This is a genomic window from Kitasatospora sp. NPDC001540 (assembly GCF_042894345.1).
GTDB classification, from domain to species: Bacteria; Actinomycetota; Actinomycetes; order Streptomycetales; family Streptomycetaceae; genus Kitasatospora; species Kitasatospora phosalacinea_C.
The window spans coordinates 34,253-60,936 of record NZ_JBIAVO010000044.1 but is presented as its reverse complement, the minus strand read 5'-3'; the positions used below and the strand labels follow the sequence as shown (position 1 = coordinate 60,936).

Genomic DNA, 26,684 nt, shown 5'->3' with positions numbered 1-26,684 from the left:
GCCGCGTGACCGCCCCCGGGGCTCCGCCGCGGTGCGGCCCGCCGCTTCGCTTTGGGCCTGGGCGCGCCTCCGCTTCGCTCCGGCGGCCCGGGTGGCTGAGGCTCGGTCAAGTCGCTGGTCTGGGTTTTTGGCTGACGAAGCAGCAGTCTGCGGCCGGGCTGGCTGGGAAGGGGTGCCCGCCGACTGCATGTCGGACCGGCCGGGGTCGACTGGTGTCGGCGGGCACCCACCGTTCGTCTGCCCCGCCTCCGGTAGATCATGCCGCCCGTCGGACGATCAGGCAGCCTCACGCCTGCTTCACTTAATACTGTCAGTCGATCCCGCCTTAATGGCTGTCCCTCCCGGGTTTCTGCGTTTTCCTTCGGGCGGTCCGATGGCTCTGGTATTCTGCTGTTCGGTCGCCTTGAATTGGCCGTATTATCGGTCAAATTTCTCTTCGAGTTTCGTCCGGCTGCGTGCATCAAAACTGACTGTGGGGCTATCCCGCGTGCAGGCGGGTGCCTATTCGAGAGAGGTAGGGCATGGGGACTTCCGGGGCGGTGGCGGGGCGTCAGGGTCGGGCCCGGGGCATCAAGCTGAGGCCGCACCAGGAGGAGGCGGTGGAGGCCATTGTGCGGGCGCTGACGCCCCGTCCGAACCAGGTGGTTCTGGCGGGCCTGCGGGCCACGGTGCAGCTCGCCACCGGCACCGGCAAGAGCTTCGTGGGGGCGGTCGCGGCGCAGCGGCTCGCGCCGCGGGGTGTGGTGATGGTGGTGGTGCCGACGTTGGATCTGCTGACGCAGATGCGGGCGTCGTGGGTGGAGGCCGGGCGGGCGGGTGAGGCGTTGGCGGTGTGCTCGCTGGTGCAGGATGAGCTGCCGGAGGGGATGCCGGGGACGACGCATCCGCTGGTCATCGGGTCGTGGATCGACCGGGCGGCGGCTGCGGGGAAGCCGCTGACGCTGTACTCGACGTACGCCTCGGCGGGGGCGGTGGAGGATGCGTATGCGGCCTGGAGGGAGCGGGCGGGGCGGGAGCTGGCGCCGTTGGGCCTGATGGTGTGTGACGAGGCGCACCGGTCCTCGGGGTCGGCGGAGAAGGCGTGGACGGTGATGCACGACCAGGAGGCGATCCCGGCGGCCAGGAGGTTGTATATGACGGCTACGCCGCGGGTGTGGCAGCCGCCGAGGCGGCGTCGGCTGGGTGAGGAGGAGGGCCAGGAGGTCGAGCAGGACGGCGGCCGGGGCCGTCGCGGGGTGTGGCAGCCGCTGCCGGAGGAGCTGGCTGTTTCCATGGATGACCAGGCGATTTACGGGCCGCAGGTGTATACGCTGGGTCTCGCTGAGGCGATCGACCGGGGGCTGTTGGCGCCCTTCGAGGTCGTCGTCTTGGAGTTGCGGGATCCGGAGACGGACACCGAGGCGGCGGCCGCGCAGCCGGTGCCGTGGGGCGCGGGGGCGGGTGAGGCGGAGGACGGGTCTGAGGACCGGGTGCCGGTGGAGCGGGTCGCGGCGATGCAGGCCGGGTTGCTGAAGGTCGCCTCGGAGTACGGGCTGCGGCGCACGATCACCTTCCACCCGCGGACGTTGGAGGCGCGCTTCTTCGCGGAGACGCTGAACCAGACGGTGGAGCGGTTGAGCGGCGAGGACCCGGACGGATTCCCTGAGGAGGTGTGGTCGCAGTGGCTCTCTGGTGAGCACCCGGCGGATTACCGCCGCTGGATTCTCGGGGGCTTCGGGAAGTCCGAGGAGTACGACGGCCTGGCCTACCGGGTGCTCGCGAATTGTCGTGTTCTGGGGGAGGGAGTCGATATGCCGGGGGCTGATTCCATTCTCCTTCAGGGGCGGGGAAGCATGGTCGATATCGTCCAGGCGATAGGGCGTGCCCTTCGGATGAAGCCCGGTGAGGGGAAAGTTGCGCGGATTGTCGTGCCGGTTTTCCTGCGTGCCGGTGAGCAGCCAGGGGACATTATGGAGTCGGATTCCTATGGTCCCCTGGTCAAGGTTTTGACCGCGATCCGTTCGCATGATGCCCGGCTTGTGGAGGCGTTGGCGGTGCCGCAGCGCAGCGGGCGGCGGACCACCGGGGCGCGGGCGGAACTGGCTGGTGCGCCTGGTGAGGGTGAGGGCGGCGAGGAGTGGTCGGGGGCGTTCGTGTTGCCGGTGCGGTTCCAGTCCAAGGTGAGTCAGACCGCGCTTGCGCTGTTTGTTGCGACGCAGGTTTTCCGCAGTGAGAGCGTGTATTGGAAGGAGGGGATGGAGCACTGTCGTAAATGGGTTGAGGAGCACGGTTCGCTTGACGTTCCGTACAACGCGATGGTGGGTGCGAGGGGTAATTTCCCGCTCGGTAAGTGGCTGTCGGACCGGCGTCATGAGCGTTCGACGGGCGACATGCCTGCCTACCGTGTCGTGCTGCTGGATTCTCTGGGCATGGTCTGGTCGGTGTCGGACGCCCGGTTCGAGGCCGGGCTGGCCTGGGCGCGGCAGTGGGCGGCCGAGCACCACGGGTCGCTGGCCGCGCCGTCGCGGGCGTCGATCGGCGGGTACGCGATCGGGACCTGGCTGGTGGAGCTGCGGGCGCAGGCCGAGGTTCCGGTCGACCAGCCGGGGGCGCTGTCGCCCGCGCGCAGGGCCGCGTTGGAGGCGATCGACCCGTGGTGGGCGCCCTCGTGGCCGATCACCTGGCAGCGCGCGTACGCGGCGTGCCGGGCGTGGTGGCTGGCCTGTGACGGCGTGGTGGACTGGCCCGGCCTGCCGGTGGACACCAGTTTCGAGGGCGAGGCGATCGGGCGGTGGGTGCGGGCGCAGCGCGGCGGTTGGGCGGGCCTGGCCGAGGAGCAGCGGGAGCTGCTGCTGGCGCTGGGGATCGAGGAGGACCCCGAGCTGGCGGCCGAGGCCGCCGCGAAGGCGGAGAAGGCCACCCGGCCGGTGCGGGCCCGGGCGGACCGCTTCGCGCAGCACCTGGAGGCCCTGCGGCGCTTCGCTGAGCGCGAGGGTCACGTACGGGTGCCCCGGACCCACAAGGAGCCGCTGGAGGTGCCCTCAGGGGCCGAGGACGGCGCGGTGGAGACGGTGCTGCTGGGCCTGGGAGCATGGCTGTCCAACCAGCGCAACCGCCGGGCGAAACTCAGCGCGGAACAGCTCCATCTGCTGGGCCGGGCCGGGGTCGAGTGGGCGGCCGAGCTGGCCCCGGTGCGGCGGGAGACCGAAGAGGCGGGGGTGCAGGCATGAGCGGTGGGTTCGGGCGGGGTCGCACTGCGGCGGGGTGGACTGCGGGGGCGGGCACCGGCTGCCTGCGCCGTGGCCGCAGTGGCAGCGGCGGGTGCGGTCGGGCGGCCGGTGCGCGGACAAGGACGACGGCCTGGTCACCGAGGAGCGGCCGCGGTTGTTCGGCCGGCGGGCGCTCTGCGGGCTGTACCTCGCGGTCACGGTGCTGCTCGGCACCGCGCTGTCCTTCGCGGGCGCGGGCGTGGCCGACGCCCTGGGGTGACGGCGCAGGCGGGCACCCGGGACGGGCGCCCGCCTGCGTGCGGACGATGGGGTCGAGAGTGGGTGGGAAGGCGCGGCCGAGGGTGCGTCAGGAGCGGTGGCCGGGTTCGAAGCGCATGCCCCGGCGGTCGTAGTAGCGGGTCATGCCGAAACCGAGGGCCAGCGCCACCACGATGCCCAGCGGCAGCATCAGCCAGCCGCGGACCAGTCCCGCGCCGGCCTGGGCGTCGAAGTACAGGATCGACCGGACGGCGTCGACCATCTGCCGCATCGGCTCGAACACGCCGAGGAAGCGGTAGAACCCGGGCGAGGCGCTGAGCGGGACGGTCGCGCCGGAGGCGGGCAGGTCGAAGGCGATGAACACGAACATCGCGACCAGTTGCCCGACGTTGCCGAACGCCGCGATGATCGCCAGCACGCCGAGGCCGACGGTGGTGACGGCGCAGTACGAGTACAGCCACAGCTGCCAGGCGTGTGGGGCGTCCATGTCGAGGACGACGGTCGCGGCGAGCATCACCAGGCTGGCGGAGACCACCGAGGCGCCCGCCGTCATGCCCATCTTGGCCAGCAGCACCTGGGTGCGGCTGATCCGCAGGGTGGGTTCGCGCAGGTGGAACGGGCCGATCTCGGCGTCCGCGAAGCCCATGGACACGTCGAGTCCGGCGTGCACGATGTTGGCGGTCATGAAGCCGGCCAACAACAGCAGGAGGGTGTAGTAGAACGCGCCGAGGCCCGCGCCGGTGCGCTCGCCGATCGGGTGGCCCACCTCGGTGCGCACCTCGACCGGGTCGGCGAGGAACGCCTTGGCGGTCTCCGTCGGGGCGGCGGTGCTCAGCTGCTTGCCGATGGTCAGGGACGCCTGGTGCGCGGCGGTCTGGTTGATCTGGCTCGCGATGCCGGAGCCGAGGCCGCCCATGCCCGGATTGGTCAGTACCTGGAGCACCGGTCGGGCCGGGGCGTCGGCGGTGGCCAGGGCGGCAACCGTGCGGGAGAAGTCCTCCGGCACCACCAGCGCCCCGTAGACCTTGCCGGAGGACAGCTGCTGCTGGGCCTCCGCCCGGCTGAGCCGCCGCCAGTCGATCTCGCCGGGCGGGCTGCCCGCCACCACCTGCTCGGTGATCTCGGCGCCGAGCGGCCGGGACTGGCCGGGCAGCGGCGGCCCGGCGTCCGAGTCAACCAGGGCGATCGGCATGTGGTTGAGGTGCTTCTGCGGCGTCAGGATGTTGCCCATGTAGAGCAGTGACAGCCCTGACGCGACCAAGGCGCTCAGTACGACCGGCGTAAGCCAGTTCTTCCAGCGACCCAACACCCCGCCGGCGTCGGCCGGCTGATCGGGGGCACCAGGCCGGTTTGGGCTGTCGGGGGAGCTCCCGGTGTTCGTCATGCCTCTCCATGCGCTCGTGCTTCGCGGTCAGCCGCCCTGTTCCAAGGCCGGGCCGAACACCCGACCAGGGCACGAAACAGACAATATGCGCAAAACGGAAACTGGGCGACCATGCGCTCACGTTCCGTCAGCTCGGCCCTGTCGAGGCGAAGTTCATGGGGGAAGACACCTCGTCCGGGCTCGTAGGTTGTTCGCGTGACGATCGTGGAACGCCTGATGCTGGACGAGTCGTAGGAGTTGTTCCAATGGTTCGCGCACCGGTCCGCCGAGCGAGGCGAGCACGGCTGGCGGCGCGTCGGCAGCCCACTCCGCGATCGCAGCCAAGTACTTCGCGCCTGCGAGCACGGCACACGCGGCCAGGGCCAGTACGAAGGTCAGGGGATGACGGCGGCCGGCGGACCGGCGCGGATCGGGTACGGCGGCCAGGCGGTCCAGCAGGCCGGGATGCTCATCGGGGGCGGGCGGCGGTGCGGTGATGAGCTGGCTCAGGCCAGCTGGGACGGGCGATGATGAGCGGGTAGGCACGGTCTTCCGTTGCGGTGGTCAGGGCTTCGACACCTCATGATCACCCGGAGACCGTGCCTGCCTTCGTTCATCCCGGCCCTGCGAACACGGAAACCACGTCAACCGTCTGAACCGGCATCACCCCGGACAGATCCTCGGAACGACGCCGCCTTGGCCAAGAGATGGGGGATGGAATTTTTCTGGATTCGACGGAACTGGGCCGGGCAGCCCAGGAGCTACCCGGCCCGGCACTTCCAACTCGAGAGGCGGATTCCCCCGTCACGAAGGAAAGCTGCCCGTCTCTCCAGTTATTTTCTCTTCGACCTCTTTGCCATGACAACTGCGGTGACGAACATGACTACAGCCACTCCGACAACAATGATCGAACTGGTTGCACCTCCGGAGAAACCAGAACCTCCGACTGCTATCACGCATTCCTTCTATTCATATTTCTCCGCGCCGACGCGCAGCAGGAAGGATGATGCTCCAGAAGACCATGAGTGCGGCAGCGAGCACGGCGAGGAGAAGAAGCGGGCCGGTTGTCAGCGCCGTCGGCGGCGCGACCAGACGATTGCTCCCACCACGAGCACGAGTCCTACGGCAAGAAGTACGGCGTCACCGATCGGTCCGATTCCGAGACCGGCCCCGCGAGCCAGTTGGTGCATTTTCGATCCTTTCTTTGTCGATTCATGTCCTGCGGCGCAGGATGTTCATTCCGACGAGGAACACGGCGACCCCTGCAGCCCCGATCGCGATGAGCAGGGCGCCTGCCTGCCAGCTGCGGAAAATCCCTATGCCGAGTCCCAGCACCATGAGGACCGACGAGGACACCACGGTCAGGTAGCCGTTTCGCCGAACAGCCTTGGGAGACCTGTACGGGGACTCGAAGAATTTAGCCAAAATTGCTACCCTGCCTTCTGCTCGACATAACTGGATGCCCTGTCCCCGACCGATGTGGCTATGGCCGCGCATCCCACCTCCACCGCCATGCCCCCTATGCCTGCCGTCGGAGCAGCGGCCAGGCCCGCAACGAATTGGCAGCCACTTTCCACGACGATTCCGGTGGCCACCCCGGCGAGGTCTCCGAGCAGTCCCGCTCCGTCTCCTTCTTCGGCGTCCTGCAAAGTGCCGATGACATCATTGGCGTCGTCCCAGAGGCCTTGGACGCTGCCTATGAGGCTGGTGCCGTTGGGGTCGGTGTGGTTGACGGGGTCGCCTGCGGTGTAGGCGTAGGGGTTGGTTTCGCGGCCGGAGGGGTCGGGCTGGGTGAAGCGGGCGAGTGCGGGGTCGTAGTAGCGGGCGCCGAGCTTGTAGAGGCCGGTGGGGTCGAGGTAGGCGCCGGTGTAGCGCCAGGGCTGGGGGACGGTTTCGGTGGTGGTGCGGGCGGTGCCGTAGGGGGTGTAGGTGTAGGCGTCGACCTGCTGGCCGGCGTTGTCGACCACGGTGGTCACCGAGCCCTGGGCGTCGGTGAGGTAGTGGTAGGTGGCGCCGCCTCGGGTCATACCGGTGAGGGTGCCCGACGGTTCGCGGATCATGCTGCTGGTGGTGGTGCCGGTCTGAAGGGCCGTCACGCCGAGGGCGGTGTTGGCGAAGGTGGTGGTGCCCAGGCGGGTGCGTTCGGCGCTGTCGGTGCCCGCGTAGGCGGCATCCAGGTGGGTGCCTCCCGTGGTGATCCCCGCGAGCTGGGAGAAGTCGGTCCAGGTCTCGGCAGTGCGGGCGCCGGTCGGGGAGGCGGCGGCGCTCTCGTTGCCGGCGTTGTCGTAGGACCAGCCGGTGGTGGAGCCGCCGGAGCTGGTGAGCTGGTTGGCGGCGTTGTAGCCGTAGGTGGCGCTCTGGCCGGTGCAGGTGCTGGCAGAGGTGGCGGTGCTGTTGGTGGTGGTGAGGTTGCCGGCGTTGTCGTAGCAGTAGAGCCAGCCCGCGGTGCGGGTGCCCGCCGAGTTGGTCTCCACGGCGCGGGTGAGGCGGCCGAGGGTGGTGTAGGTGTAGGTGGTCTTGTTGCCCGCGTTGTCGGTGCGGGTGGCGGTCTTGGTGCCGTCGGTGCCGTTCGGGCCGGTGGTGTAGGTGTAGGTGAGCTTCGACAGCACCGAGCCGGTGCCGCTGGTGGCGGTGATCGAGGTGGGGCGGCCGTCGTTGTCGAAGGCGGTGGTCTGCTTGGCGCCGCCGGGGAGGGTGGCGCCGGTGCGGTGGTTGTCGTCGTCGTAGGTGTAGGCGGTCTTGGCGCCGCCGGGTTCGGTGAGCGTGGTGAGGCGGTTGGCGTCGTCGTAGCCGTAGGTGAGGGTGCCGGACGGGTCGGTGGAGGTCTTCACGTTCCCGGCGGCGTCGTAGCCGAGGGTGGCCTGGTCGCCGGTGGGGAGTTTGCGCCAGTCCTCGCGGCCCAGCGGGTCGTAGTGGAAGGTGGTGGTGCCGGTCGGGTCGGTGCGGGTGGTGAGGTTGCCGTCGGTGTCGTAGGTCAGGGCGATGTGGGTGGTGGGGGTGTCGAGGGCGGTGGGCCGGTCGTGCCTGTCGTAGGTGTAGGTGATCTTGACGCCGCGTCCGTCGGTGACGGTGGCGGGCCGTCCCGCGCTGTCGTAGGTGATCGTGGTCCGGCCGAGCGGGGCGGGCGGGGTGACGGTGGTCAGGTTGCCCTGGGCGTCGTAGGCGAAGGTGGTCTTGTTGCCGCCCGCGTCGGTGGCCGAGCAGCGCTGACCGGGGAAGCCGCCGCAGGTCACGGTGGCGGGGTTGTAGGTGTAGTCGAGGTGGGCGGCGCTGCCGCCGCTGGTGGTGTCCTTGGCCTGGGTGAGGTTGCCGGAGGTGTCGTAGCTGTAGGTGGTCTGGTTGCCCTGCGCATCGGTGAGGGTGGCGGGCAGTTGCGCGCCGCCGCGGGCCGCGTAGCCGCCGAGCAGGGCGGTCGCGCCCAGGGGGAGCTTGGCGGAGGTGGGGTTGTTGCCGCTCCAGCCGAAGGTGGTGGTGTTGCCGGGCGTGGTGCCCACCCCGAGGGCGTCGGTGGCGGTGGCCTGGTTGTGCGCGGCGTCCCAGGTCGCCGAGCGGGAGTGGCCCAGGGCGTCCTTGACCGAGGTGGTCTGCCCGTCCCCGTCGTAGGTGTAGACGCTGGCGTGGCCCGCCGGGTCGGTGACCGTCGTCGTGCCGGCCCGGAAGTCGCTGTAGGCGTAGAGGGTGGTCAGGCCCGTGCTGCCGCCGGTGGTGGTGACGCGGGTGACGGAGGTGACCCGGTCGTAGCTGTCGTAGGTGAAGGAAGTCGCCCGGCCTTCGGGGGTGGTGACCTTCGCGATGCGGTAGTCGGAGTCGTAGGCGTAGACGGTCGGGTGGCCCCCGGTGTCGGTGACGGTCAGCACCTGCGCGTCGTCGGGGCCGGTGAAGGCGTAGGAGACGGTGCGACCGGTGCTGTCGCTGGCCTTCCAGGTGTCGGTGCCGGTTGCGGTGAGGTCGATCCAGCGGCCAGAGCGGGCGTCGGTCGCCTTGGAGCCGGTGGTGAACCCGTTGGAGTCGGTGTGCTGGGTGACGTTGATCGCGTCGCCGTTGCGGTCGGTGATCGCCGCCAGGTTCCCGGAGGAGTCGTAGGTCTCCTTCGTGCCGTCCTTGCGGTGCAGCAGGGTCCAGGTGCCGTCCGTGTTCGCGGTCAGCGACTCGTCGTAGCCGGTGGCCACCTGATAGGTGCCGTCCGCGTTGGCGTCGAAGGTGACGTTCTCCCCGGACGGTCCGTAGGCCACGACCTCGTCGGAGAAGACCTGCAAGTAGCGGTCGTAGGCGCCGAACCAGTGGTGTTCCAACGGCCCGTAGGGGCCGCCGCTGAGCGAGTTGAACGTGCGGGTCAGCTGCAGGCGTTGCCCCACCGCCGCCAGGTCGAGGTCCGTGGCGTCCAGCATCAGGTTCCCGTCCCACAGGTTCACCTTCGCCACCAGCGCGTCGTCCAGCCGCACCGTCGTGTAGCTGTTCCACGGGATCTCGCCCTGGCCGTAGGGGACGAACACCCGCGGCGACACCACCCCCTGTGTGGCGTCCGGCGAGGACTTCGCCTGCGGCGACGGGGCCGGGGCCTTCGAGCGCGGCTGCGCCGGGGACGCGGCGGGCCGGGGCGAGGTGGAACGCTGGGAAACCGGTGCCTTGGTCACCCCTGCCGGGACGGCCGGGTGGGCCAGCGCCGCACCCGATCCCCACCCCGACGGCGCTGCCGGCTCCGCCCAGGAAACCGCTGGCACCAGTGCACCGGCAACCGCCAGGGCCACCGCCACCGCGCTGGAGCGGGCATGCCGGAGTGACGTGCTCCGGGCACGTGAAGAGAGCATCTTCCCCCCAAGGAAGACGTCCGCCGACCCTGCTGGCCGACGGGCCGCGCAAACGTTCCCACACGCACCGACCCGAGAAGAGGGCCCCGTCTACCCGCGAAATCTCCCCCCAGACACCCGGAACCCGCCAACCCCGACCGGTGGACGAAACACCACCAACCGCCCGAGGTCAGCGCCCGCCCCACCAGCAGATGCCACCGTCACCACCGAGAACGCCCCACCGAACTGGACCGATCCACGCCCGAATCCCCGTCCGCACCCGCCACCTCCACAACGTCCGGAACACACCCACCCACTTGCGCCCACGAAACCCCCGAACCCGACAACTACGACACCCGCATACCGCAGGACGACCACCACTCGCGCCTGGAGCGGGCGCTGGACGCCGCCCTGGCCGACTGGCCCGGCTTGTCGGTGCTCGACCAGCCGCAGCACCGTGCTCCGGCTCACCGACACCCCGAACACTCCGGCCAGCCGGGCACCGGCCCGCCCGGCCAGCGCCAGCCCGACCGAGGCGAGCGTGACCCGCAACGGCTCGGTCCACCGGCCGCGTCGGCCCTTCGATCTGCTCGACGGCCACCTCGGCCTCGTCGAAGAGGGAGAAGTCCTCGACCGGCAGGTGCGGCCTGCAGGGGCCGGTCGGGATGACGCCGATGCTGACGAACGGGCTGGAGGCGACGGCGAGGAGGTGGCCGAGCTGGGCGGCCATCGTCTCCGGGTCGCACACCGCGGCGCGCAGCACCGACTCCTCGATGAGCAGGCCGAAACGGTGCCGCCCGCAGGATCGCCGGGCGTGGTGGCTGGCCTGCGAGGGCCGGGTGGACTGGCCCGGCCTGCCGGTGGACACCAGCTTCGAGGGCGAGGCGATCGGGCGCCGCAGGCGGTGCACCAGGCGCGCAGGTCGTCTTCGGACGGGGTGGCCTTGCCGCTCTGGATGCGGGAGGTCTTCGCCGGGTACCAGCCGCAGCGGGTGGACGGCTCATCGCCGGTCAGGCGGGCGGCGAGGGCCTTGCGCGCTTCGAGGACGCTGGAGGAGGGGGTGGACGACATGGTGCCGGCTGCCCGGCGGTGGTGGTGGACGGTTGGTCAGAGGGTGTACTGCGTGTGCGGGACGGCCCGCTCCCAGACCGTTTCGAAGGCCGCGGCCACCGCCTTCACCACGGCCTGGTCCTCGGTGCTCTCGTGGCCGACCCACTCGCCGTTGCCGGTGAACCAGTGGAACAGCACCGGGCGCTCGTCGACCAGCCACGGGTCGTTGCCGGGCAGCAGCAGGTCGGAGGCCCGCGAGCGGGGCAGCCAGCGCACCTGCTCGCCGAGCGCGACGTTGTGCCGCCCGGTGATCGCGTGCTCCCACCGGATGTAGGCGCTGGCCGGCTCCGAGACGACCCGGGCCCGCCGGACCTGCGCCCCGCGGCCGACCGTCTCCCGCACCAGCGCCGCCCAGGCCGCGTACTCCTGCAGGTCGTACGCCTCGGGCCGCTCGACCGGCAGGGCGGCGCGCCAGTCGGCGAACACCTGGTCCTCCCCGTAGGAGTCGCGCATCTCCAGGTGGCAGGCGGAGCGCTCAGCGCTCCCCAGCAGGGCGCCGAAGTCCGGCACCCTCGGCGTTCATCGCACACCTTCCGCAAGAAGCGGAAGCAGTGACCGGTGTGCCGGTCAGCCATCCAGCGACGCGGATTGCGCACCGCTGCGGGCTGCGGCTACGGGGTGAGGTCGATGACGCGCACCGGCTGGCCCTTCCAGCGCTGCGGGTCGACGGTGGCGACGAGGGCACCGGTGGGCCGCTCGGGGGTCGGGGCGGCGGCGTAGCGGGTGTGGGCCTGGGCCCAGGTGGTGTCGGCGGCGAGGGCGAGGACGGCGGGCAGGTCGAGGTCGAGGACGGTCAGGGCGGGTAGGGCGGCGAGGTGTTCGGCGGTGCCGGGGCGTTCGCGGTCGGCTTCGACGAGGGCGCAGGCGGGGGCGTAGAGGTGCCAGCCGGCTTCGGCGTGGGCGCGGTGGATGAGGCGGGAGGCGAGGAGGTTGCCGCGGCCGGCGGCGACCATGGCGGTGTCGTCGAGGACGACGTGCGTGTCGGTCACAGGCCGGCGGCCTGGTCGAGGCGGCGGTCGAGTTCGGCGTCCAGGTCCGCGGCGTGGACGGCGTCGGGGTCGTAACCGTTCCAGGCCTGGAGCTTCTGGCGGGCCTGCTCGGCGCGCTCGGCGCGCTCGGCGGGGGTGAGCTGGGTGTCGGCGAGGCGGGCGAGGTAGGCGCGCAGGGACATGTGTTCACCGGCGGCGAGGGCGGCGAGGCGGTCTCGGGTCTCGGCGGGGATGCGCACGTTGGCATCGGCCACGGTGCTGTTCCTTCCCTCTCGGCGTTACGCGTATGGGTACGTACCCGTACCCGTTACAGTAGCAGTACCCGGGCGGATCGGTCCCGGCCCTGCCCTGCCCACGGCCCGCCGATGCGGGTCGCTTCCCTCGACGGGAGCACCGGTGCTCGCCCGGGACGCCTCCCTTCCCCTGCCGTCGCACGAGCTGCGCCGGATGCCGGCCGAAGCCGTCCCGGCGCAGCGAGGCCGGCCACCTCCGTCACCGCCCGGATCGAGGGCGACCCGAAGGTCAGCGCGGCCCTCCCCCAGCAGGTCGGCGCCCGCCCTGTCCCGGGCCGGACACCGAGGAGAGCTGGTCCGGGGCGGACCCCGCCGCACCGTATGAAGCCTTGCCCACCGTGGCCCGCTGCACTGGTTGCGACAGATCAGGTGCGTGGGAGCATTATGCCGAGTTCGACCATGGCGGGTGAGGCTGGGCCGCCTTGGGAGCGTTCGGTCTTGTCGCCTTTGACGGTGGGGGCGATGGTGCGGGGGTCGACGGCTTCGGAGGGGGCACCGGTGGCGTAGAGGCCGTCGGGTTCGGTGTCGCGGTCGTGGGGCAGGAGCCAGAAGACGCGGCGGCGGAAGGTGCCGGAGACCCGGGAGGAGCGGGCGGTGGGGCCCAGGACGGCGTAACCGACCATGCGGCCGGCGCTGTGGTAGGGGGGTTTGCCCTTGCGGGAGTTGAGGCGCTCGAGGGACTGGCGGACGTAGTCGAGTTCGGCGATGTCCTCGAGCCAGACGATGTCGGTTTCGTGGGCGAGGTCGGCGGGGTCGATCAGGGCGCTCACGGCTGCGGCTCCTCGTCGGCCAGGAGGCCGATCCCGGGGTAGTACTTGCGGGAGTTGGACAGGACCATCTGTTTCGGTGAGGTCATACCCAGTGTGTCGCGTACACGTGCGGCGAATGCGCGGGCGCTGGCGGGGTTGGCGCCTTCTTCGGCGCACCAGCGACTGTAGGCGCTGTAGAGCTGGGACTGCTCGGCGCGCAGGCCGTCGGCGATCTTGCAGGCGTCGGTGAGGAAGCGGCCGGTGCTGTCCTCGGTCTCGGCATAGGCGGTGGTGGCGAGCTGGACGCTCTGGGGGCCGGTGAGGTCCTTCTCGCCGGCGAAGTAGCGGCGGGCGCCGGTGACGAGCCAGGCGAGGATGCCGGGGCCTTCCTCGGAGGCGAGGAGGCTGGCCAGGTTGTCGATCTTGCGTTCTTCGGCGACGACGCGTTCGAAGGGGATCAGGCGCATGCGGCGCCAGAACGCGAAGCCGCCCGAGTTGACTTCGGGGCGGTGGTTGCCGAGCAGCCAGAGCTTGTGGGTGGGGGTGAAGGAGAAGAAGTCCTGGCGCATGCGGCGGGCCTTGATCTTGTCGCCGCCGGTGAGGAGTTTGAAGCGGCCCTCGTCGAAGCGGTCGCCTGGCTTGAGCTCGGAGCACAGGATGATGCGCCGGCCGTGGAGTTCGGCGAGGTCGGTGGGGTGGCTGTCGAAGGCCTTGGCCATGAGGAAGCCGGGCGGGGCGGCATCCGCGTAGTCGCCCATGAGCTGCAGCATGACGTCCAGGAGGACGGACTTGCCGTTCTTCCCCTTGCCGTAGAGGAAGGGCATGATCTGGGCGCCGACGTCGCCGGAGATGGAGTAGCCCAGGCACAGGTGCAGGAAGTCGATCATCTCACGGCCTGCGGGGTCGGTGCCGAAGGTGTCCTCGAGGAAGCGGGTCCAGCGCGGGGTGGGCATGTCGACGGGCGCGACGGTGGTGGAGCGGGAGTGGCGCTGGGTGCGGGGGTCGGGCGCCGTCATCAGGCCGGTGCGCAGGTCGACGACGCCGCCGGGGGTGCACAGGGCGTAGGGGTCGGCGTCCAGGGCGAAGGCGTGCATGACCATGCCGGGGGCGGCCTTGGCCTGCTCCAGCATCGCGGTCATCCCGCTGGTGGACAGGGCGCGCTTGCGGTGGCGGCGCAGTTCGGTGGTGGTGTAGGTGCCGGTGGGGTCGTGCAGGGCCAGTTGTTCGGCGAGGTCGCCGGCGGCCCACAGGACGGTGTCGGTCTCGTCGATCTCCCACCGGTGGCCGGCCCACCGGTACCAGCCCAGGCCGGGCACGTAGCGGTAGTCGCCTCCGTAGAGGCGGACGAAGAGCTTGGCGTTGCCGCGGTCGCTGAGCGAGTCGGGCAGCAGCCCGGCGGGGGTTGCGGTGAGCGCGGGTGCGGGCAGGGAGAGGTGCGCGGTGGGCCGCGGCTGGGCCTGCAGGGCGGCGGGCAGCCGGTTGTCGGCCGGGGCGGCCGGGGCGGCCGGGATGTCGAGGAGGCTGTCTTGCACCGGGTCCAGGGGGTGGCGGGCGGGTGGGTCGGTCGGGTCGGCGGTGGGGGGCGGTGGGGTGGCGGCCAGGATCTGCTGGGCGGCTGCCACCGGGTCGAAGGGGCCCGTCCCCGGGGTGTCGGAGGGGTTCATGCGCGTCCTCGCGGATGGAGCGGGCTCCGGGTGCCTGCGGCGAGCCCCGCCCTGATGATCGTTTCGCTGCGGCGGTGCTGGTGGGGCCGGGCAGTCGCTGCGGCCTGGCGCAGGAGGTCCTCGGCCTGGTCCTCGGTCAGGTATCCGCCGGCGACGAGGCCTCCGGCGGTGAAGGCTGCGCGGTTGAGCTTCTCGGAGAATCCGGTGCCTTCCGCGGCAGTGGAGCAGGCTGCGACGTCGTCGAGCAGGCCCGCCAGCATGGAGTGCGCCGGACTGCGGCCGCCCGCGGCCGCGATGGCCTGACGGGCTCTGGGCGGGGGCCCCTGCGGAGCAGCCGTGGCCGGGGCGGGCGGGTCGGTGTGGTGGGTGCGCAGGAGTTCCGCGGCGAGCCAGGTCGGCAGCGGCGCGGGTGTGCGGGCACGGCCGATCGGGCTGTAGGTACCGGCGGCCGTGGTGGTGCCGGGGGCGATGATGTAGCCGCCCTGGGCGCGGACGTCGACCTGCCAGGCCAGGGCCCGGGTTTTGCCGGAACCGGAGGAGGACCGGATCGGGAGGTGGGGATGGGCCCGGTACCAGATGTGCGTGCCACCGGAGGGAGTTCGCACCCTGAGGGTTCCGCTGTCGTGGGACGGGTCGGGCTGGCCTCGTAGGGCGGCGAGGAGGGCCAAGGTGTGGAAGCCGTTGGCGAGACCGGTGAGGTCGACGGTGTCGGGGATGGCGATGCCTGGCAGGAGCCGGTCACGTTCGGGGACGGCCTGCTGGTGGGCGTCGACGTCGATGACCACCAGGCCGGCCGGTCCACAGGCGATGCCGACGCCGAAAGCGGGGTTGAGGGCCCACCAGGCGTCGATGACCGCCGGATCGGTCGTCGCAGCAAGGAAACCGTGGCACCACCGGCCGGCGCCGCGGCACGGGCAGTTGGTCGCGGTGTGGCCGCGGGTCGTACAGGTGGCGCAGTTAGCGGCGGGGAGTTTGCTTCCCGGCGTGAGGGGGTGCACCGGCCAGCCCTGGGCCGCGCACCACCGAGCCACGGTGAGAGGGCTGGCGGGCGGGGTGTTCGTGGGCGTGCTGGTGGGCACCTCAGCTCTCCCTCCCCTGGGCCGTACCTGCTGCCTTTATCGGGTCGCCGACACATCTTCCCTGGTCAGAGCGCTCGCAGCGACCGAAGCGACTGAGTTTCCAATATGGAGGAACAGACTAGCCCAGCGGGAGGCGCCCCGTGTGTCGCCCCGGCTTTTGCCTGCAGCGACCGAAGGTGGGGTGCAGCGACTGAGTCGTTTCAGTCGCTGCACCAGGCCTCGGAGGAAACCTGCAGCTCAGAGGCGTTGCGAAGCCAGTTCAGCGACTGAAGCGACTGAAGGTCGGGTGTATGAACGCGTACGCGCGCACACGAATGTCTGATATACCCAACCCCGAGTCGCTCCAGTCGCTGAAACACGGGCATCACCGCTCTGACCAGGCTTTTTGAGCAGCTACTGACCTCAGCGACCGGAGCGACCGAGCTCATTCCAGTCGCTCCGCGCCGCACCGACTGGAGCGACCAAGGAACCGGCATGAACCACCATCCGCTGCTCCTCGGGCGTGTCGCCTGCAAGCAGCCGCACACGTCCTGCCGGAAGTCCAGCGACCGAAGGTGGGGTGCAGCGACTGAGTCGTTTCAGTCGCTGCACCAGGCCTCGGAGGAAACCTGCAGCTCAGAGGCGTTGCGAAGCCAGTTCAGCGACTGAAGCGACTGAAGGTCGGGTGTATGAACGCGTACGCGCGCACACGAATGTCTGATATACCCAACCCCGAGTCGCTCCAGTCGCTGAAACACGGGCATCACCGCTCTGACCAGGCTTTTTGCCCAGCTACCGAAGCGATCTGCCAGCTACCGGCGCCGTTTCCGGACAGTCGCTGGCTTTTTTTGGACTGAGTACGCTGCTGAGCACGACGCTCTCATGCTGGCCGGCCGGCCGGCTGGCGCATGAGCAGCCGCAGGCCGGTCGAGCGGGAGATCGTGCAGGCCAGCACGCGCGAGAGGCGGGCGCCCGCCCGGCCCGCTAACTTCTTCACGATCTCCCCGACTTGGTCGGCGAGACGGCGTGTGTGCCGCTGGTAGCGCTCGATCAGGCCAGGGACCTGCTCGCGGAACGTCTGCCGCGGACACCCCAGCACCGGGCACACCATGCGCCGCACCCGCACCTTGGTACGCGGCGGGCGTGGGTCGAGCAGCGCGGTGTCGTCCCCGGTATTCCTCGGGGACGGGATGGTCATTGGCGGGCGCTGACGGGGGCGTGGTGGCGGCTTAGTCAGGCGAAGACGGTCCTCCGTAGGTGTCCGGGCCGGGGCGGAGGGGCTCGCGTTTTGAGGCAGGCACGAAAGCCGTCGCAGGCCCCTGTTGTCCGCGCTTAGGCCGTGGAAGTTCAGCCGGAACCCTCCTGGGGACGAAGTCGGCGTCTCGAAGCTCGAGGTGGCTCAGGATGGTGGTGGCAGCGGCTGCGCGAGGCCGCGCAGGTGGCTGAAGAGGTATTCGATGGTTGGGCCGAGTTCGTCAAGGACGCGACTCGGATCCTCACCCGTGATCGCACGCTGTCTGATCTGGCCGACAGCGGCCCGGTAGGCCCCACAGAGGGCGCCGGCCAGGAGGTGTGGTTCCGGGTCGCCTGTCTGCCGTCCACTGCGTTCGGCGAGCGCATGAGCCAGGGCTCTCTCGGCCCGCTCGGCGATCTCCCGTGACCGGGCCGTCAGGGTCGGGCTCTCAGCGACGGTGCGCCAGAACGCGGCCGCGTCCTTGCAGAGGCCGAGAGCGGGATCTCTGCGCTGTAGGGCGCCCAGGAGATCGGCGAGGAGGGCGTCGGCCGGGGTGGTGTCGCTGGGGGCTGTCACGACCACGTCGGCGAGGTGGTTCTCCGCCAGCGGTTGACTGTCGAAGAACAGGTCCTCCTTGGTCGGGAAGTAGTTGAAGGCGGTGTTGACGGATACGCCGGCCATGCGGGCGATCTCTGCAACGCTCACCTCGTCAAAGCCTCGCTCGCGGAACAGCGCTGATGCTGTCTCCGACAGAGCGGCCCGGGTCTGTTGCTTCTTGGTTTCCCGCAGTCCCATGGTCCTATTTTAGGCTGAACCCAAATTTGGTGCCATACCAAGATGTGGCCATGATGCTTCGCGCGGCCTTCGTCTCCGGCGTCAATCCCGAGGTCCGCTCGGCGCCCGGATCCGCTTCATCGGGCGGGCCGTGCCGACCAGTCCGGGCGGATCGGCACCGCCCTCAGCGAGTCTTCAGGGCGACGTCGACCACACTCTGCCCGTGCGGGCCCGCACGCCCCCGCAGGGGGCCACGAGGACCGGCTGGGCTTCTTCCGTGACGCCTTCCGCCCTCCAACCCGGCGCCTCAACCCGCCGTCATCACCGGCCGGTCAGCGGCTGCCGGGCGCAGCGAGGCACGGCAGGCCGCCGGGACCTCGGCGCCCGGGCGGCGCGACGTGCCGCCCGGGCGCCTGGCGCTCGATACCGCTCAAGTACCGCGGGAAGGGCCTTTCTCGGCGGGCAAGTGCCATGCGGCGATCGGGTGCCGGCCCCGCCCGGGTGGGATCAGGAACGCGTGATCTCGTCCCAGGCCCGGCGCTCACGTGGCGTCAGGCCTGCGCAGGTCCTCAGCTGCTCCGGATGACCCGGACCCGGAAGCCCGTCGGCTGTGAGGATTGTCTCGTTTGGCTCGCCCTCGTGCGGTGGCGCTGCGTACCAGAGGTGGCCGACTGTGCTGAGACCTTTACCAATAGTACTGAGACCCTTGACCATCATTTGCACGCAGCTGAGCCGGGCATGTCCAGCCGCCCACCACAGGAACCCAGCCAAGAATCCGACCTCACCTTCGAAACCGACCTGGCTCATGGTGGGCCTATGCCTTCGAGGATCGGTCGAATCCCGATCAGTCCGCCGACGCGGCCAGTCGATCTCGAGACAGGGTCCGCCCTGCAGCCGAGGCTGCGGCGCCGGACGGGCGGCGCACGTCGGATGTCAGACTTCATCCAACCGGGTCAGGCCAATGCGCTTCTGGTGGAACATGGACCAGTCGCGACGCAGGTGAAAAACCGTGCGGACGGCTACTTTGGAAATATCCACGCTGCTGAACACGTCACCGTCCTCCAGCAGCAGCAGGAGAGCGCGACGTGTGCCGTCGTGGGTTTCGCCTATCGCCTCGGAAAGTTGACTGATGCTTGTGCTCATCCCTGTTTTTCTGCGGGATTCCGATGGGATCATACTGGAAATTAACTGAACTTTTCCGGCATAGAGTTCCGCGCTTTTCAGCGAGTCGATGGCGCGCCTTTCCTCCTCGTCGAGTGGAAAGATTTCATCGAGATCGGGGAGCGGCTTGCGCGGCCTCAGTCGGGGTGTGCCGAGTTCGTCGCAGGCCTCGACGAGAATTCCTGCAGAAACCATGAGCCCTATGAGGTCGTCGACACTCTCCGGCACCTCGAGCCCGTAGCGCGCAGCATGGTCGGCAACCGTTCCGCGGCGGCTCGACGACTCCTCAGCTTCGGGTTCCCCGTCGGGTGGAGGCGGCCAGCAGGTGCCCGAGAGCTCGCCACGGGGGTTGGCGCCGTTGCGTGCATATGCCGCCAACTGGTCCCGGGTGGGCGCGAACTGACTCACTCCTGAGCCGATCAACAGCAATCCCATGGATGCCGGGCGTACTCTCAGCCAACCCTTGGCGGTTACTGCCTGAACATGACGCATCGCGTCATGTTCCGACCAGATCGGAGCGCTCACCAGAGCTCGCCACCTGTCCGAATGGGCCAGACGGCCAGGTCCAGAGGAGCTTTCCTCCGCCCGCGTTTTTCCTGCACCTTGAGCCCGCCCCTCACCTCAGGCATTTCCAGCCCCTTCCGGTCCGCGCCATCGCGTGGGCGGGCTCCCCGTGCAACCTTCAGCAGATTGATGCGGCTACTGGATGTCCGCGAGTCCCTTAGCAACAATTCCGCCTTTCCGCAAGGTCCTTCTGAGAACTGAGAGCAAGTTGAGAGCTTGCCAGGTGGCAGCCCGGGGTGAGCTGGCGCACGTGCGGCCATCGCTCGACGGTGAGGACACGCCCCTCGTCCTGTTGTACCAGTCTCCCGCCGCAGCCAATGCCGGTTCAGTAAGCAAATCCACCCATAGGGCTTTCGGGATCGAAGGCGGGAGGACTGGCCGAGGGGAAAGTCGCGCCAGGGCGCTCAGCGGGCCGCCACCACGCCAGGCGCACCCCATTTGCGGCAGGATCTCACCCCGGCTTTCGCCACTGTAATTCATGGACGAACTGCTGGAAACCGGCCCATAACTCTCCCGCCGATCAATGGCAGGTCAACTGCCAGAAGAGGCTGGTCAAGCCGGTCACGAACTGCCTACTATCCACGAAGGCCAGCGCCTGACGCCGACAGGGGGAGAGATGGCGCCGATGATCGAGTTAGAGCTGCACCGAAGGACTGGCACGCGACCTGCCCGCTTCCCTCTCCCGGCAACGAGGGTTCCTCCGTCGTCCGGCTCCCTCGCCGCCGGGGGCATCGCATCCCGGCAGGTCGCAGGAGCTTGCCGATGAGCGAGCAAACCGGTCAGCACCACCACCTCTCGGACCAGCCGCTGAACCTGACTCCGGGTCGGCGCGCCCCGTTCACGCAGGTCAGCGACTGGGTCCTGCTGTCCGGCGTGGACTGTGAGGCGAGGACTCTCTACTGGGCGCTCTCGGCACACCTCAACGCCTCGCGCGAGGACAACGAGGTATGGCCGAGTCTCCTCACCCTCGCTCGGATCATCGGGCTCAAGAAGCCGGAGAACGTGTCCAAGTACATGCTCCAGCTCGAGGTCATCGGGGCTGTCGAGGTTATCCGCACGACCGCGGGCCTGAAGCGCCGCAACCGCTACATCGTGCATCAGACGCCGCCTGCGGGCTATTCAGGTCCGCAGTCCATGGGGGATTGGTACGCCCGGTACCGGCCTGCCGAGGAGGAGAACAAGAACGAGCGACAGGCCCGCGAAGCCGAGTTCGACGCCTGGCTGGCCGATACCCGTCAGACCATCAAGGACCGGTGCGCAGAGACGTCCGAGGCACGTGTCCGCGCCAAGCAGAACGGCGACGCGGTGGTGCCACCGGTTCCCTTCCTGGGGTCCCGTCCCCGTACCCCCTCGGGAGGGGGTACGGGACGAGCAGGGGGAACCCGCCGCCCCCCGGACCGGTCCGTACCCCCTCGGCCGGGGGTACGCACCCCCTCGGCCGGGGGGCCCGTACCCCCGGCCGAGGGGGTGGAAGTAGACCAAGTAGAAATAGAACAAGAGCCGAGCGCAGCGCCTTCGGCGCGTAGCGCCGCTGCCGGCCGTAGGCCTCCTACAGGTAGTGGGAGCGTGCGCACTTCACGGCCGTCACTGCACGCCGGTGTTCCGAGCGCGTGCGGCGCGGCTGGGGCGCCGACCGACCGCGCCGCGCTCATGCTCGTGCGCACGGTCGAACTGGGGCTACCGACCGAGCTGCGCAGAATGCTTCCGAAATGGAGACCGCCGGTGCTCCGCGACGTCATCCTGCAGGAGTGCCAGACCAGGACGGCCGAACAGCTCATCGCACGAGCGGACCGGCGCTGGTACACCTGGGGACTCGCGGCGGCGGCCGACACCGCTACTGGCGGGGCCGGCCTGGCGCATCCGGTGGGTGCCGCCGTACGGATCCTGGGCCCCTACCGATGTCAGGTCGACGGCTGCGGACGGGAATGTCCGGATCCGCGCTGCGAGGACGGGTTCGTCATCGACAGCGGCAGGCGCTGTCCCCGGTGCGTAGAGCACCACGATGAGGCGCACCGCAGCCGGAGACGTCGGACGGGACGGCGGGAGGGCGCTGACGCCGTGCCGGCCGAGGCGTACTGCCTGGATTGCGGAGCCCGCGTCAGCGGCCCCCTCCAGAGCGACGGCACGTGCCAGGACTGCACGCAGGCGGCGGCCAACGCGCTGGCGTCCCTGGGAGGGATCAGCTGAGGGGCAGGGCGGCGCAGTGACCGACTGCGCCGCCGCCCCCTCAGGTCCGGGGCAGGGCGGCTTCCTCACGGCGGCGCAGCGGTTCCCACCACGAGCGGTTGTCCTGGTACCAGCGCACCACGTCGGCCAGGCCCTGCTCGAAGGCCACCTGGTTGCGGAAGCCGAGCTGTTCACGGATCTTCGAATCGTCCACCGCGTAGCGCTGGTCGTGGCCCTTGCGGTCCTCGACGTGACGGACGGCGCTCCAGTCCGCTCCGCACAGGGTGATCAGGAGTTCGGTGAGCTCCTTGTTCGTCAGCGACCGGCCGCCGCCGACGTTGTAGACCTCTCCGGCCCGTCCACCTTCGAGGACCGCTTGGATCGCCCGGCAGTGGTCGTCGACGTGCAGCCACTCGCGGACGTTGGAGCCGTCACCGTAGAGCGGCACCGGCTTGCCGTCCATGAGGTTGGAGATGAACAGCGGGATGACCTTCTCGGGGAACTGGTAGGGGCCGTAGTTGTTGGAACACCGCGTGATGGAGATGTCCATCGCGTGGGTGCGCCAGTAGGAGCGGGCGATGAGATCGGCTGCGGCTTTGGACGCCGAGTAGGGGGAGTTGGGCTCCAACCGGCTCTCCTCCGTCCACGAGCCGGTGGCGATGCTCCCGTAGACCTCGTCGGTCGACACCACCACCACGCGCGGGACGCCGGTCAGACGACTGCACTCCAGCAGGTTGTGGGTGCCCTGGACGTTGGTGCGCACGAACTCCGCGGCTCCGCCGATCGACCGGTCCACGTGCGACTCGGCCGCGAAGTGCACGACGGCGTCGTGGCCCGGCAGCAGTTCGAGGAGCGGCTCGGCGTCGCAGATGTCCGCGTGGACGAACTGCAGGCGGGGGTCGGCCATGGGCAGGCTCGTGGTCGTGCCCGCGTAGGTGAGTTTGTCCACGACCGTGACCTGGGCTCCGCGGTACGCGGGGTACTGGCCCGCCAGGAGGCTGCGGACGTAGTGCGAGCCGATGAAGCCGGCGCCGCCGGTGACGAGGATCCTCACGCGGCGGCCTCGATCCGGGAGTCGTCGCCAAGGACGAAGCGGTGGCGGGCAGGGGCTTCGGCCGCGTGGCTGACCTCGGCGTTGCGGCCGATGAGGGAGCCGTGGACACCCCGCACACCGCGGATGGTGGACCCGTCCATCACGATCGAGTCCTCGACGCCGGCCTGTTCCACCACCGCGTCGCGGCCGATCGAGACCGACGGGCCGATCGTGCTGTCGCGCACGACGGCACCGGCGGCCACCGTCACCGGACCGATGAGGGTGGAGCGCTCGATCACCGCGCCGGCCTCGATGACGAACGGACCCGGGCCCACCAGCTCGCTCTCGTCGTCGACCTTGCCGGCCACGGACGGGGTGAGCGCCTCCAGCAGGACGCGGTTGCAGGCAAGGACGTCCTCGATGCGCCCGGTGTCCTTCCAGTAGCCCTCGAAGACCTCCGCCCGTACGTTCCTGCCGTTCTTCCGCAGCCACTCGATGGCGTCGGTGATCTCCAGCTCCCCGCGTGCGCTGGGCTGGATGCTGGCCACCGCGGTGTGCACCTCCTTGGTGAAGAAGTACACCCCGATCAGAGCGGTGTCGGCGACCGGCTCGGACGGTTTCTCGATCAGCTGCTCGACGGCGCCGTCCGGCCCCAGCACGGCGACGCCGTAGTGGCGCGGATCTGCGACCTTGCACACCAGCACCTGGGCGTCGGGCCGGTTCGTCCGGAAGCGTTCGGCGTGCGGGGCCACGCCGCCGACGAGCACGTTGTCGCCCAAGTACATGATGAAGGACTCGCCGTCCAGGAACGGTTCGGCGATCTGCACGCAGTGTGCCAGGCCCAGGGGGGCCTCCTGTCGGATGAAGGTGACCTGCAGACCGAGGTCGGATCCGTCGCCCACGGCCCGGCGGATCTCCTCGCCGTTGTCGCCGATGATGATGCCGACCTCGGTGATGCCCGCGTCGCGGATGTTGGCCAGGCAGTGGAACAGCACGGGTGCGTTGCCGACGGGCACGAGTTGCTTGGGTATGGAGTAGCTCAACGGGCGCAGTCGTGTGCCGCTGCCCCCGGACAGGACGAGAGCCTTCATGCTGTGTCTCTCTTCTACCGCGTCAAGGATTGGGTGTGCCCGAGGGCGGACGGCGTCCGGGCCGCTGTCAGGCGTCCTTGACCGCGATGAGCAGGCGGTCATTGGTCACGGTGTTCAGCCGCAACACGTCCTGCGCGCGGAAGCCCGCCTTCTCGGCCCACTCGCGGGCGGCACCCTCGGTGTACTCCGAGCCGCCGTCGCGCATCAGACTGCAGATCAGGCTCTGCAGGTGCGCGTGCGCGTCGAAGCCGCCGTCCTCGATCATGGCGTCGTAGACGAGGAGGGCGCCACCGGGCCGGACCGCGGGGAAGGCGCGCTCGATCAGCTTCTTGCGGGCCTCCTCCGGCCAGTCGTGCAGCACGTGTCCGAAGATCACGACGTCGGCCTCGGGGAGCGGGTCGGAGAAGAAGTCGCCGCCCTGGAAGCCGACCTTGCCGGTGGTGCCGAGGGTCTCCATGTGCTCGTCGAACAGGGGGCGCAGCCCCGGCACGTCGAACACGGTCCCGCTCAGGTGCGGATGGGCCTTGACCAGAAGGCCCGACAGGTTGCCGCGCGCCCCGCCGACGTCGACGAAGGTGCGGTACTTGCTCCAGTCGACCTTCTGCGCCAGCTCGGGGGCGACGATCGAGTTGAAGGAGTCCATGTGCGCCATGAAGCGGCGGGCCGCGTCCAGGTCGGTCTGCTCCGTGGTGACCGCGCCGGCCGGCGTCTGCGGACCGGACTTCGCCCGGCCGTCGCGCAGCGCATCGGTCAGGTCGGCCCACAGGCCGTAGTGCACCTTGCCGTGCTGGCGGATGGACCCGTTGAGCGACAGCGGTCCGCCGGGCACCAGGAGGACCTGTGCCGGACGGGCGTTGTGGTACTGGCCGTCGCGGTACTCCAGCAGGTCCAGGCCGACGAGGGCGCCGAGGAAGTCCGGGGCCAGACGCGGGTGCAGGCCCAGGCGCTGGCACAACGCGTCCGCGGTCGCCGGCCCCGAGGCCAGCGCCTCGAACAGCCCGAGCTCCACGGCACTGTGCAGCACCTTCGCCTGGGTGTATGCGGTGTTGAGCTGCGCGAGTGTGCGGGCGGCCGCTACCGCGTCGGCGTGCAGGGACTGCGTCATGGGATGCCTTTCTGAAAATCTGCGGACTGGTGGGTGTGCGGTGGCGCCCGGACTCAGGCGCGGTCGGCGAGCAGGATCCGCAGCGGAACCCCGGGCAGCGAGTGGACCTGCGGGGCGGTCAGACCGGCCGCGGCGAACATCCGGCGGTAGGCCTCCATGCTGTGCGACTCGCCCTCGTGCGTCCACGCCAGCATCAGCACCGAGAACAGGTGCGGGATCGGGTCCTGCGCCGGGGGCTGGTCGTCGGTGGTGATGGCCACGACGGCGACCTTCCCGTCAGCCTTGGTCACCTTGGCGAGCTTGGTCAACATCTCGGTGGCACGCTCTTCGGAGAAGTGGTGCAGCACGTTGGTGATCATGGTGAGGTCGTAGGGGCCCCCGAGTTCCGCGGAGAACATGTCGCCGGGGATCAGCTCGACCCGGTCACGCACGCCCATGCGCTCGGCGTGCCTCACCGAGATGTCCAGGACGTTGGGCCAGTCCACGTCCCACACCCGGGCCTGCGGGTACCGCGCCGCCAAGGTGTAGCCGTAGTAGCCGTGGCCGCAGGCCGTGTCCAGGACGTTCAGCGACGGCCGTTCGGTCGCCCACTCCCGCAGGAGATCGGCCAGGGTGCCGGCCACGCGCGAGGTGTTGCCCGTGGGCAGGGCCGCGAAGTCCTCCCAGTACGGGTACTCGGGGGTCTCGGCGTGCTGCTCGAGAACGGTGCCCCCGTGGCGCACGGCGTCCGCGAGGCGCCCGAGGGCCTGCCACTCGTAGTCGCTGGACGCCAGCCGCATCGCGGAGCCGAAGTAGCCCGGGTTGGAGGTCACCAGCACCTCACCGGCCCCCGGGGCCAGCCGGTACCGTCCGCTCTCCACGTCGAGCAGACCGATCGCCGCCAGGGCGGCCAGCAGCACCCGCATCCCGCGGGGATGGATGCCGAGCCTTTCCGCGAGATCCTCGGCCTCCAGGGGACCGCCGGCCAGCCCGTCGAAGACGCGCAACTCGATACCCGCCCGCAGTACGGCCGTCCGCCGGGGCGACAGCATCATCTCGAACAGGTCTTCGCGTGTTACTGCAGGGGTGCTGATGTCGGTCACGTCCTTCTCCCGCTTCATTGGGAACGGCGAGTACGACGGTGCAGACCCCGGCTCGATCCGGGCTCGAGACCCTGTCCACGTCCGCTGCGGTCCGGGTCGATTGAGTCCTCCTCGAGCCCTTCCTGACAGCGTGCGAGCGCAGCGACCGCGTCGACGGGAGAACCGACATGGATTTGGGACTGGGCGGCCGGGTGGTGCTCGTCACCGGTGCGAGCCGCGGCATCGGGCGCGCGACCGCCGAGGCGTTCTCGCGTGAGGGCGCGCGCGTCGCCCTCACCTACCACCGTCACAAGGAAGCCGCCCTGGCACTGGCGGACCGGCTGGGGGCGGCCGACGGGCGAGCCATCGCCGTGCCGTACGCACTCGATGACCCGGCCTCGGCGCGGGCAGCCGTTGCCGAAGTCGAACAGACCTGGGGAACACTCGACGTGGCGGTCGCCAACGCCGCCGAACTCGGCGCGCGCCGACCGCGCGGACAGCACTTCGAGGACGTCGAGCCGGCCGCGTGGCAGCGGGTCCTGGACACCAACCTCGCCGGTGCCCTCCGCACGGTCCAAGCGGCCGTCCCGTTGATGCGCCGGTCGGGCTGGGGCCGGATCGTGCTGCTCTCCTCGCACATCGTCCACGACGGGGCACCCGGCCAGGAGTTCTACGGCGCGGCCAAGGCCGCCCTGCACGGCTTCGCCCGGAGCCTGGCCTGGGACCTGGGTCCTGACGGCATCCTCGTCAACGTCGTGTGCCCCGGACTGACCCTCACCGAGGGCGTGGCCGGGGATCTCCCTGCGGCGGTGCGCGACGGCGAGACCGCCCGCACCCCGACCGGCCGGCTGACGGCCCCGGACGAGATCGCCGCCGCGGCACTGTTCCTCGGGTCGGCCGCCAACGGCCACATCAGCGGGGAGGCGCTCACCGTGGCCGGCGGCCGCTGACCACCGGCCGCGGTCTAACACGCTTCGAGAGCTGCTCGAGACCTGCGGCCAAGGATGCCGGGGAC

Annotated in this window: 23 protein-coding genes and 1 pseudogene; 4 read left to right on the top strand and 20 right to left on the bottom strand. The window is 70.0% G+C overall.

Annotated features, from left to right (window positions below; translation table 11 throughout):
- Nucleotides 1-521: 521 nt before the first annotated feature.
- Nucleotides 522-3,209 carry a Helicase associated domain protein gene (locus ACFY00_RS33775; protein ID WP_388036884.1) on the top strand — a complete coding sequence of 896 codons (2,688 nt, stop codon included), beginning with the start codon at nucleotides 522-524 and terminating at the stop codon, nucleotides 3,207-3,209.
- Nucleotides 3,210-3,243: 34 nt separating this feature from the next.
- Nucleotides 3,244-3,468: a hypothetical protein gene (locus ACFY00_RS33770; RefSeq protein WP_388036881.1), complete on the top strand. Its 225-nt coding sequence runs from the start codon at nucleotides 3,244-3,246 to the stop codon at nucleotides 3,466-3,468.
- An 87-nt stretch (nucleotides 3,469-3,555) separates the two neighbouring features.
- Here ACFY00_RS33770 and ACFY00_RS33765 read toward each other — a convergent pair whose 3' ends face one another.
- The 16 genes and pseudogenes from ACFY00_RS33765 to ACFY00_RS33690 all read right to left on the bottom strand — a co-directional run bounded on the left by ACFY00_RS33765 (nucleotide 3,556) and on the right by ACFY00_RS33690 (nucleotide 19,174).
- The gene (locus ACFY00_RS33765; protein WP_388036879.1) at nucleotides 3,556-4,851 is read right to left on the bottom strand and encodes a DUF3533 domain-containing protein; all 1,296 of its coding nucleotides are present in this window, start codon (nucleotides 4,849-4,851) and stop codon (nucleotides 3,556-3,558) included.
- A gap of 153 nt (nucleotides 4,852-5,004) precedes the next feature.
- The gene (locus tag ACFY00_RS33760; RefSeq protein ID WP_388036876.1) at nucleotides 5,005-5,376 is read right to left on the bottom strand and encodes a transposase family protein; all 372 of its coding nucleotides are present in this window, start codon (nucleotides 5,374-5,376) and stop codon (nucleotides 5,005-5,007) included.
- A gap of 521 nt (nucleotides 5,377-5,897) precedes the next feature.
- Nucleotides 5,898-6,020: an LPXTG cell wall anchor domain-containing protein gene (locus tag ACFY00_RS33755; RefSeq protein ID WP_388036873.1), complete on the bottom strand. Its 123-nt coding sequence runs from the start codon at nucleotides 6,018-6,020 to the stop codon at nucleotides 5,898-5,900.
- 22 nt (nucleotides 6,021-6,042) lie between these two features.
- Entirely contained in the window at nucleotides 6,043-6,255 is a 213-nt protein-coding gene (locus ACFY00_RS33750) for a hypothetical protein (protein ID WP_388036870.1), read from the bottom strand.
- Nucleotides 6,256-6,260: 5 nt separating this feature from the next.
- On the bottom strand, nucleotides 6,261-9,335 hold the full coding sequence (locus ACFY00_RS33745) for an RHS repeat-associated core domain-containing protein (protein WP_388036867.1): 3,075 nt from the start codon (nucleotides 9,333-9,335) through the stop codon (nucleotides 6,261-6,263).
- A 472-nt stretch (nucleotides 9,336-9,807) separates the two neighbouring features.
- Nucleotides 9,808-10,365 carry a Scr1 family TA system antitoxin-like transcriptional regulator gene (locus tag ACFY00_RS33740; protein ID WP_388036897.1) on the bottom strand — a complete coding sequence of 186 codons (558 nt, stop codon included), beginning with the start codon at nucleotides 10,363-10,365 and terminating at the stop codon, nucleotides 9,808-9,810.
- Between the two features lie 359 nt (nucleotides 10,366-10,724).
- The gene (locus tag ACFY00_RS33735; RefSeq protein ID WP_388036865.1) at nucleotides 10,725-11,237 is read right to left on the bottom strand and encodes a DUF6879 family protein; all 513 of its coding nucleotides are present in this window, start codon (nucleotides 11,235-11,237) and stop codon (nucleotides 10,725-10,727) included.
- 101 nt (nucleotides 11,238-11,338) lie between these two features.
- Nucleotides 11,339-11,680: a hypothetical protein gene (locus ACFY00_RS33730; RefSeq protein WP_380276922.1), complete on the bottom strand. Its 342-nt coding sequence runs from the start codon at nucleotides 11,678-11,680 to the stop codon at nucleotides 11,339-11,341.
- 32 nt (nucleotides 11,681-11,712) lie between these two features.
- Entirely contained in the window at nucleotides 11,713-11,970 is a 258-nt protein-coding gene (locus ACFY00_RS33725; RefSeq protein WP_285740059.1) for a hypothetical protein, read from the bottom strand.
- A 404-nt stretch (nucleotides 11,971-12,374) separates the two neighbouring features.
- The gene (locus tag ACFY00_RS33720) at nucleotides 12,375-12,779 is read right to left on the bottom strand and encodes a DUF6009 family protein (protein ID WP_285740058.1); all 405 of its coding nucleotides are present in this window, start codon (nucleotides 12,777-12,779) and stop codon (nucleotides 12,375-12,377) included.
- On the bottom strand, nucleotides 12,776-14,422 hold the full coding sequence (locus tag ACFY00_RS33715; RefSeq protein WP_388036860.1) for a phage/plasmid primase, P4 family: 1,647 nt from the start codon (nucleotides 14,420-14,422) through the stop codon (nucleotides 12,776-12,778). The genes ACFY00_RS33720 and ACFY00_RS33715 overlap by 4 nt, the downstream gene beginning before the upstream one ends.
- Nucleotides 14,419-15,453, bottom strand: coding sequence for a bifunctional DNA primase/polymerase (locus tag ACFY00_RS33710; protein ID WP_388036894.1), 1,035 nt, complete (start codon nucleotides 15,451-15,453; stop codon nucleotides 14,419-14,421). Before ACFY00_RS33710 ends, ACFY00_RS33715 begins: the two co-directional genes overlap by 4 nt.
- A 925-nt stretch (nucleotides 15,454-16,378) precedes the next feature.
- Nucleotides 16,379-16,606: pseudogene (locus tag ACFY00_RS33705) on the bottom strand (ISL3 family transposase); the annotation flags it as partial.
- Between the two features lie 273 nt (nucleotides 16,607-16,879).
- Entirely contained in the window at nucleotides 16,880-17,509 is a 630-nt protein-coding gene (locus tag ACFY00_RS33700) for a TetR/AcrR family transcriptional regulator (RefSeq protein ID WP_388036858.1), read from the bottom strand.
- 486 nt (nucleotides 17,510-17,995) lie between these two features.
- Nucleotides 17,996-18,202 (bottom strand): DUF6059 family protein, encoded by a 207-nt coding sequence (locus tag ACFY00_RS33695; RefSeq protein WP_388036892.1) that lies wholly within the window; start codon nucleotides 18,200-18,202, stop codon nucleotides 17,996-17,998.
- Nucleotides 18,203-18,421: 219 nt separating this feature from the next.
- On the bottom strand, nucleotides 18,422-19,174 hold the full coding sequence (locus ACFY00_RS33690; protein WP_388036855.1) for a DUF6042 family protein: 753 nt from the start codon (nucleotides 19,172-19,174) through the stop codon (nucleotides 18,422-18,424).
- Nucleotides 19,175-19,975: 801 nt separating this feature from the next.
- Between ACFY00_RS33690 and ACFY00_RS33685 the strand changes: the two genes are divergently transcribed.
- Entirely contained in the window at nucleotides 19,976-21,400 is a 1,425-nt protein-coding gene (locus ACFY00_RS33685) for a hypothetical protein (protein ID WP_388036852.1), read from the top strand.
- Nucleotides 21,401-21,440: 40 nt separating this feature from the next.
- Here the strand turns inward: ACFY00_RS33685 and rfbB are convergent, their stop codons facing one another.
- The 4 genes from rfbB to ACFY00_RS33665 all read right to left on the bottom strand — a co-directional run bounded on the left by rfbB (nucleotide 21,441) and on the right by ACFY00_RS33665 (nucleotide 25,690).
- Entirely contained in the window at nucleotides 21,441-22,433 is a 993-nt protein-coding gene (gene rfbB / locus ACFY00_RS33680; RefSeq protein ID WP_388036850.1) for a dTDP-glucose 4,6-dehydratase, read from the bottom strand.
- On the bottom strand, nucleotides 22,430-23,503 hold the full coding sequence (locus tag ACFY00_RS33675; protein ID WP_285740052.1) for a glucose-1-phosphate thymidylyltransferase: 1,074 nt from the start codon (nucleotides 23,501-23,503) through the stop codon (nucleotides 22,430-22,432). Before ACFY00_RS33675 ends, rfbB begins: the two co-directional genes overlap by 4 nt.
- 67 nt (nucleotides 23,504-23,570) lie before the next feature.
- Complete coding sequence (locus ACFY00_RS33670; protein ID WP_285740051.1) at nucleotides 23,571-24,608, bottom strand: methyltransferase; 1,038 nt, start codon at nucleotides 24,606-24,608, stop codon at nucleotides 23,571-23,573.
- 53 nt (nucleotides 24,609-24,661) lie between these two features.
- Nucleotides 24,662-25,690 (bottom strand): methyltransferase, encoded by a 1,029-nt coding sequence (locus ACFY00_RS33665; RefSeq protein ID WP_388036846.1) that lies wholly within the window; start codon nucleotides 25,688-25,690, stop codon nucleotides 24,662-24,664.
- 167 nt (nucleotides 25,691-25,857) lie between these two features.
- Between ACFY00_RS33665 and ACFY00_RS33660 the strand changes: the two genes are divergently transcribed.
- Nucleotides 25,858-26,619: an SDR family NAD(P)-dependent oxidoreductase gene (locus ACFY00_RS33660; RefSeq protein WP_285740049.1), complete on the top strand. Its 762-nt coding sequence runs from the start codon at nucleotides 25,858-25,860 to the stop codon at nucleotides 26,617-26,619.
- Nucleotides 26,620-26,684: the final 65 nt, after the last annotated feature.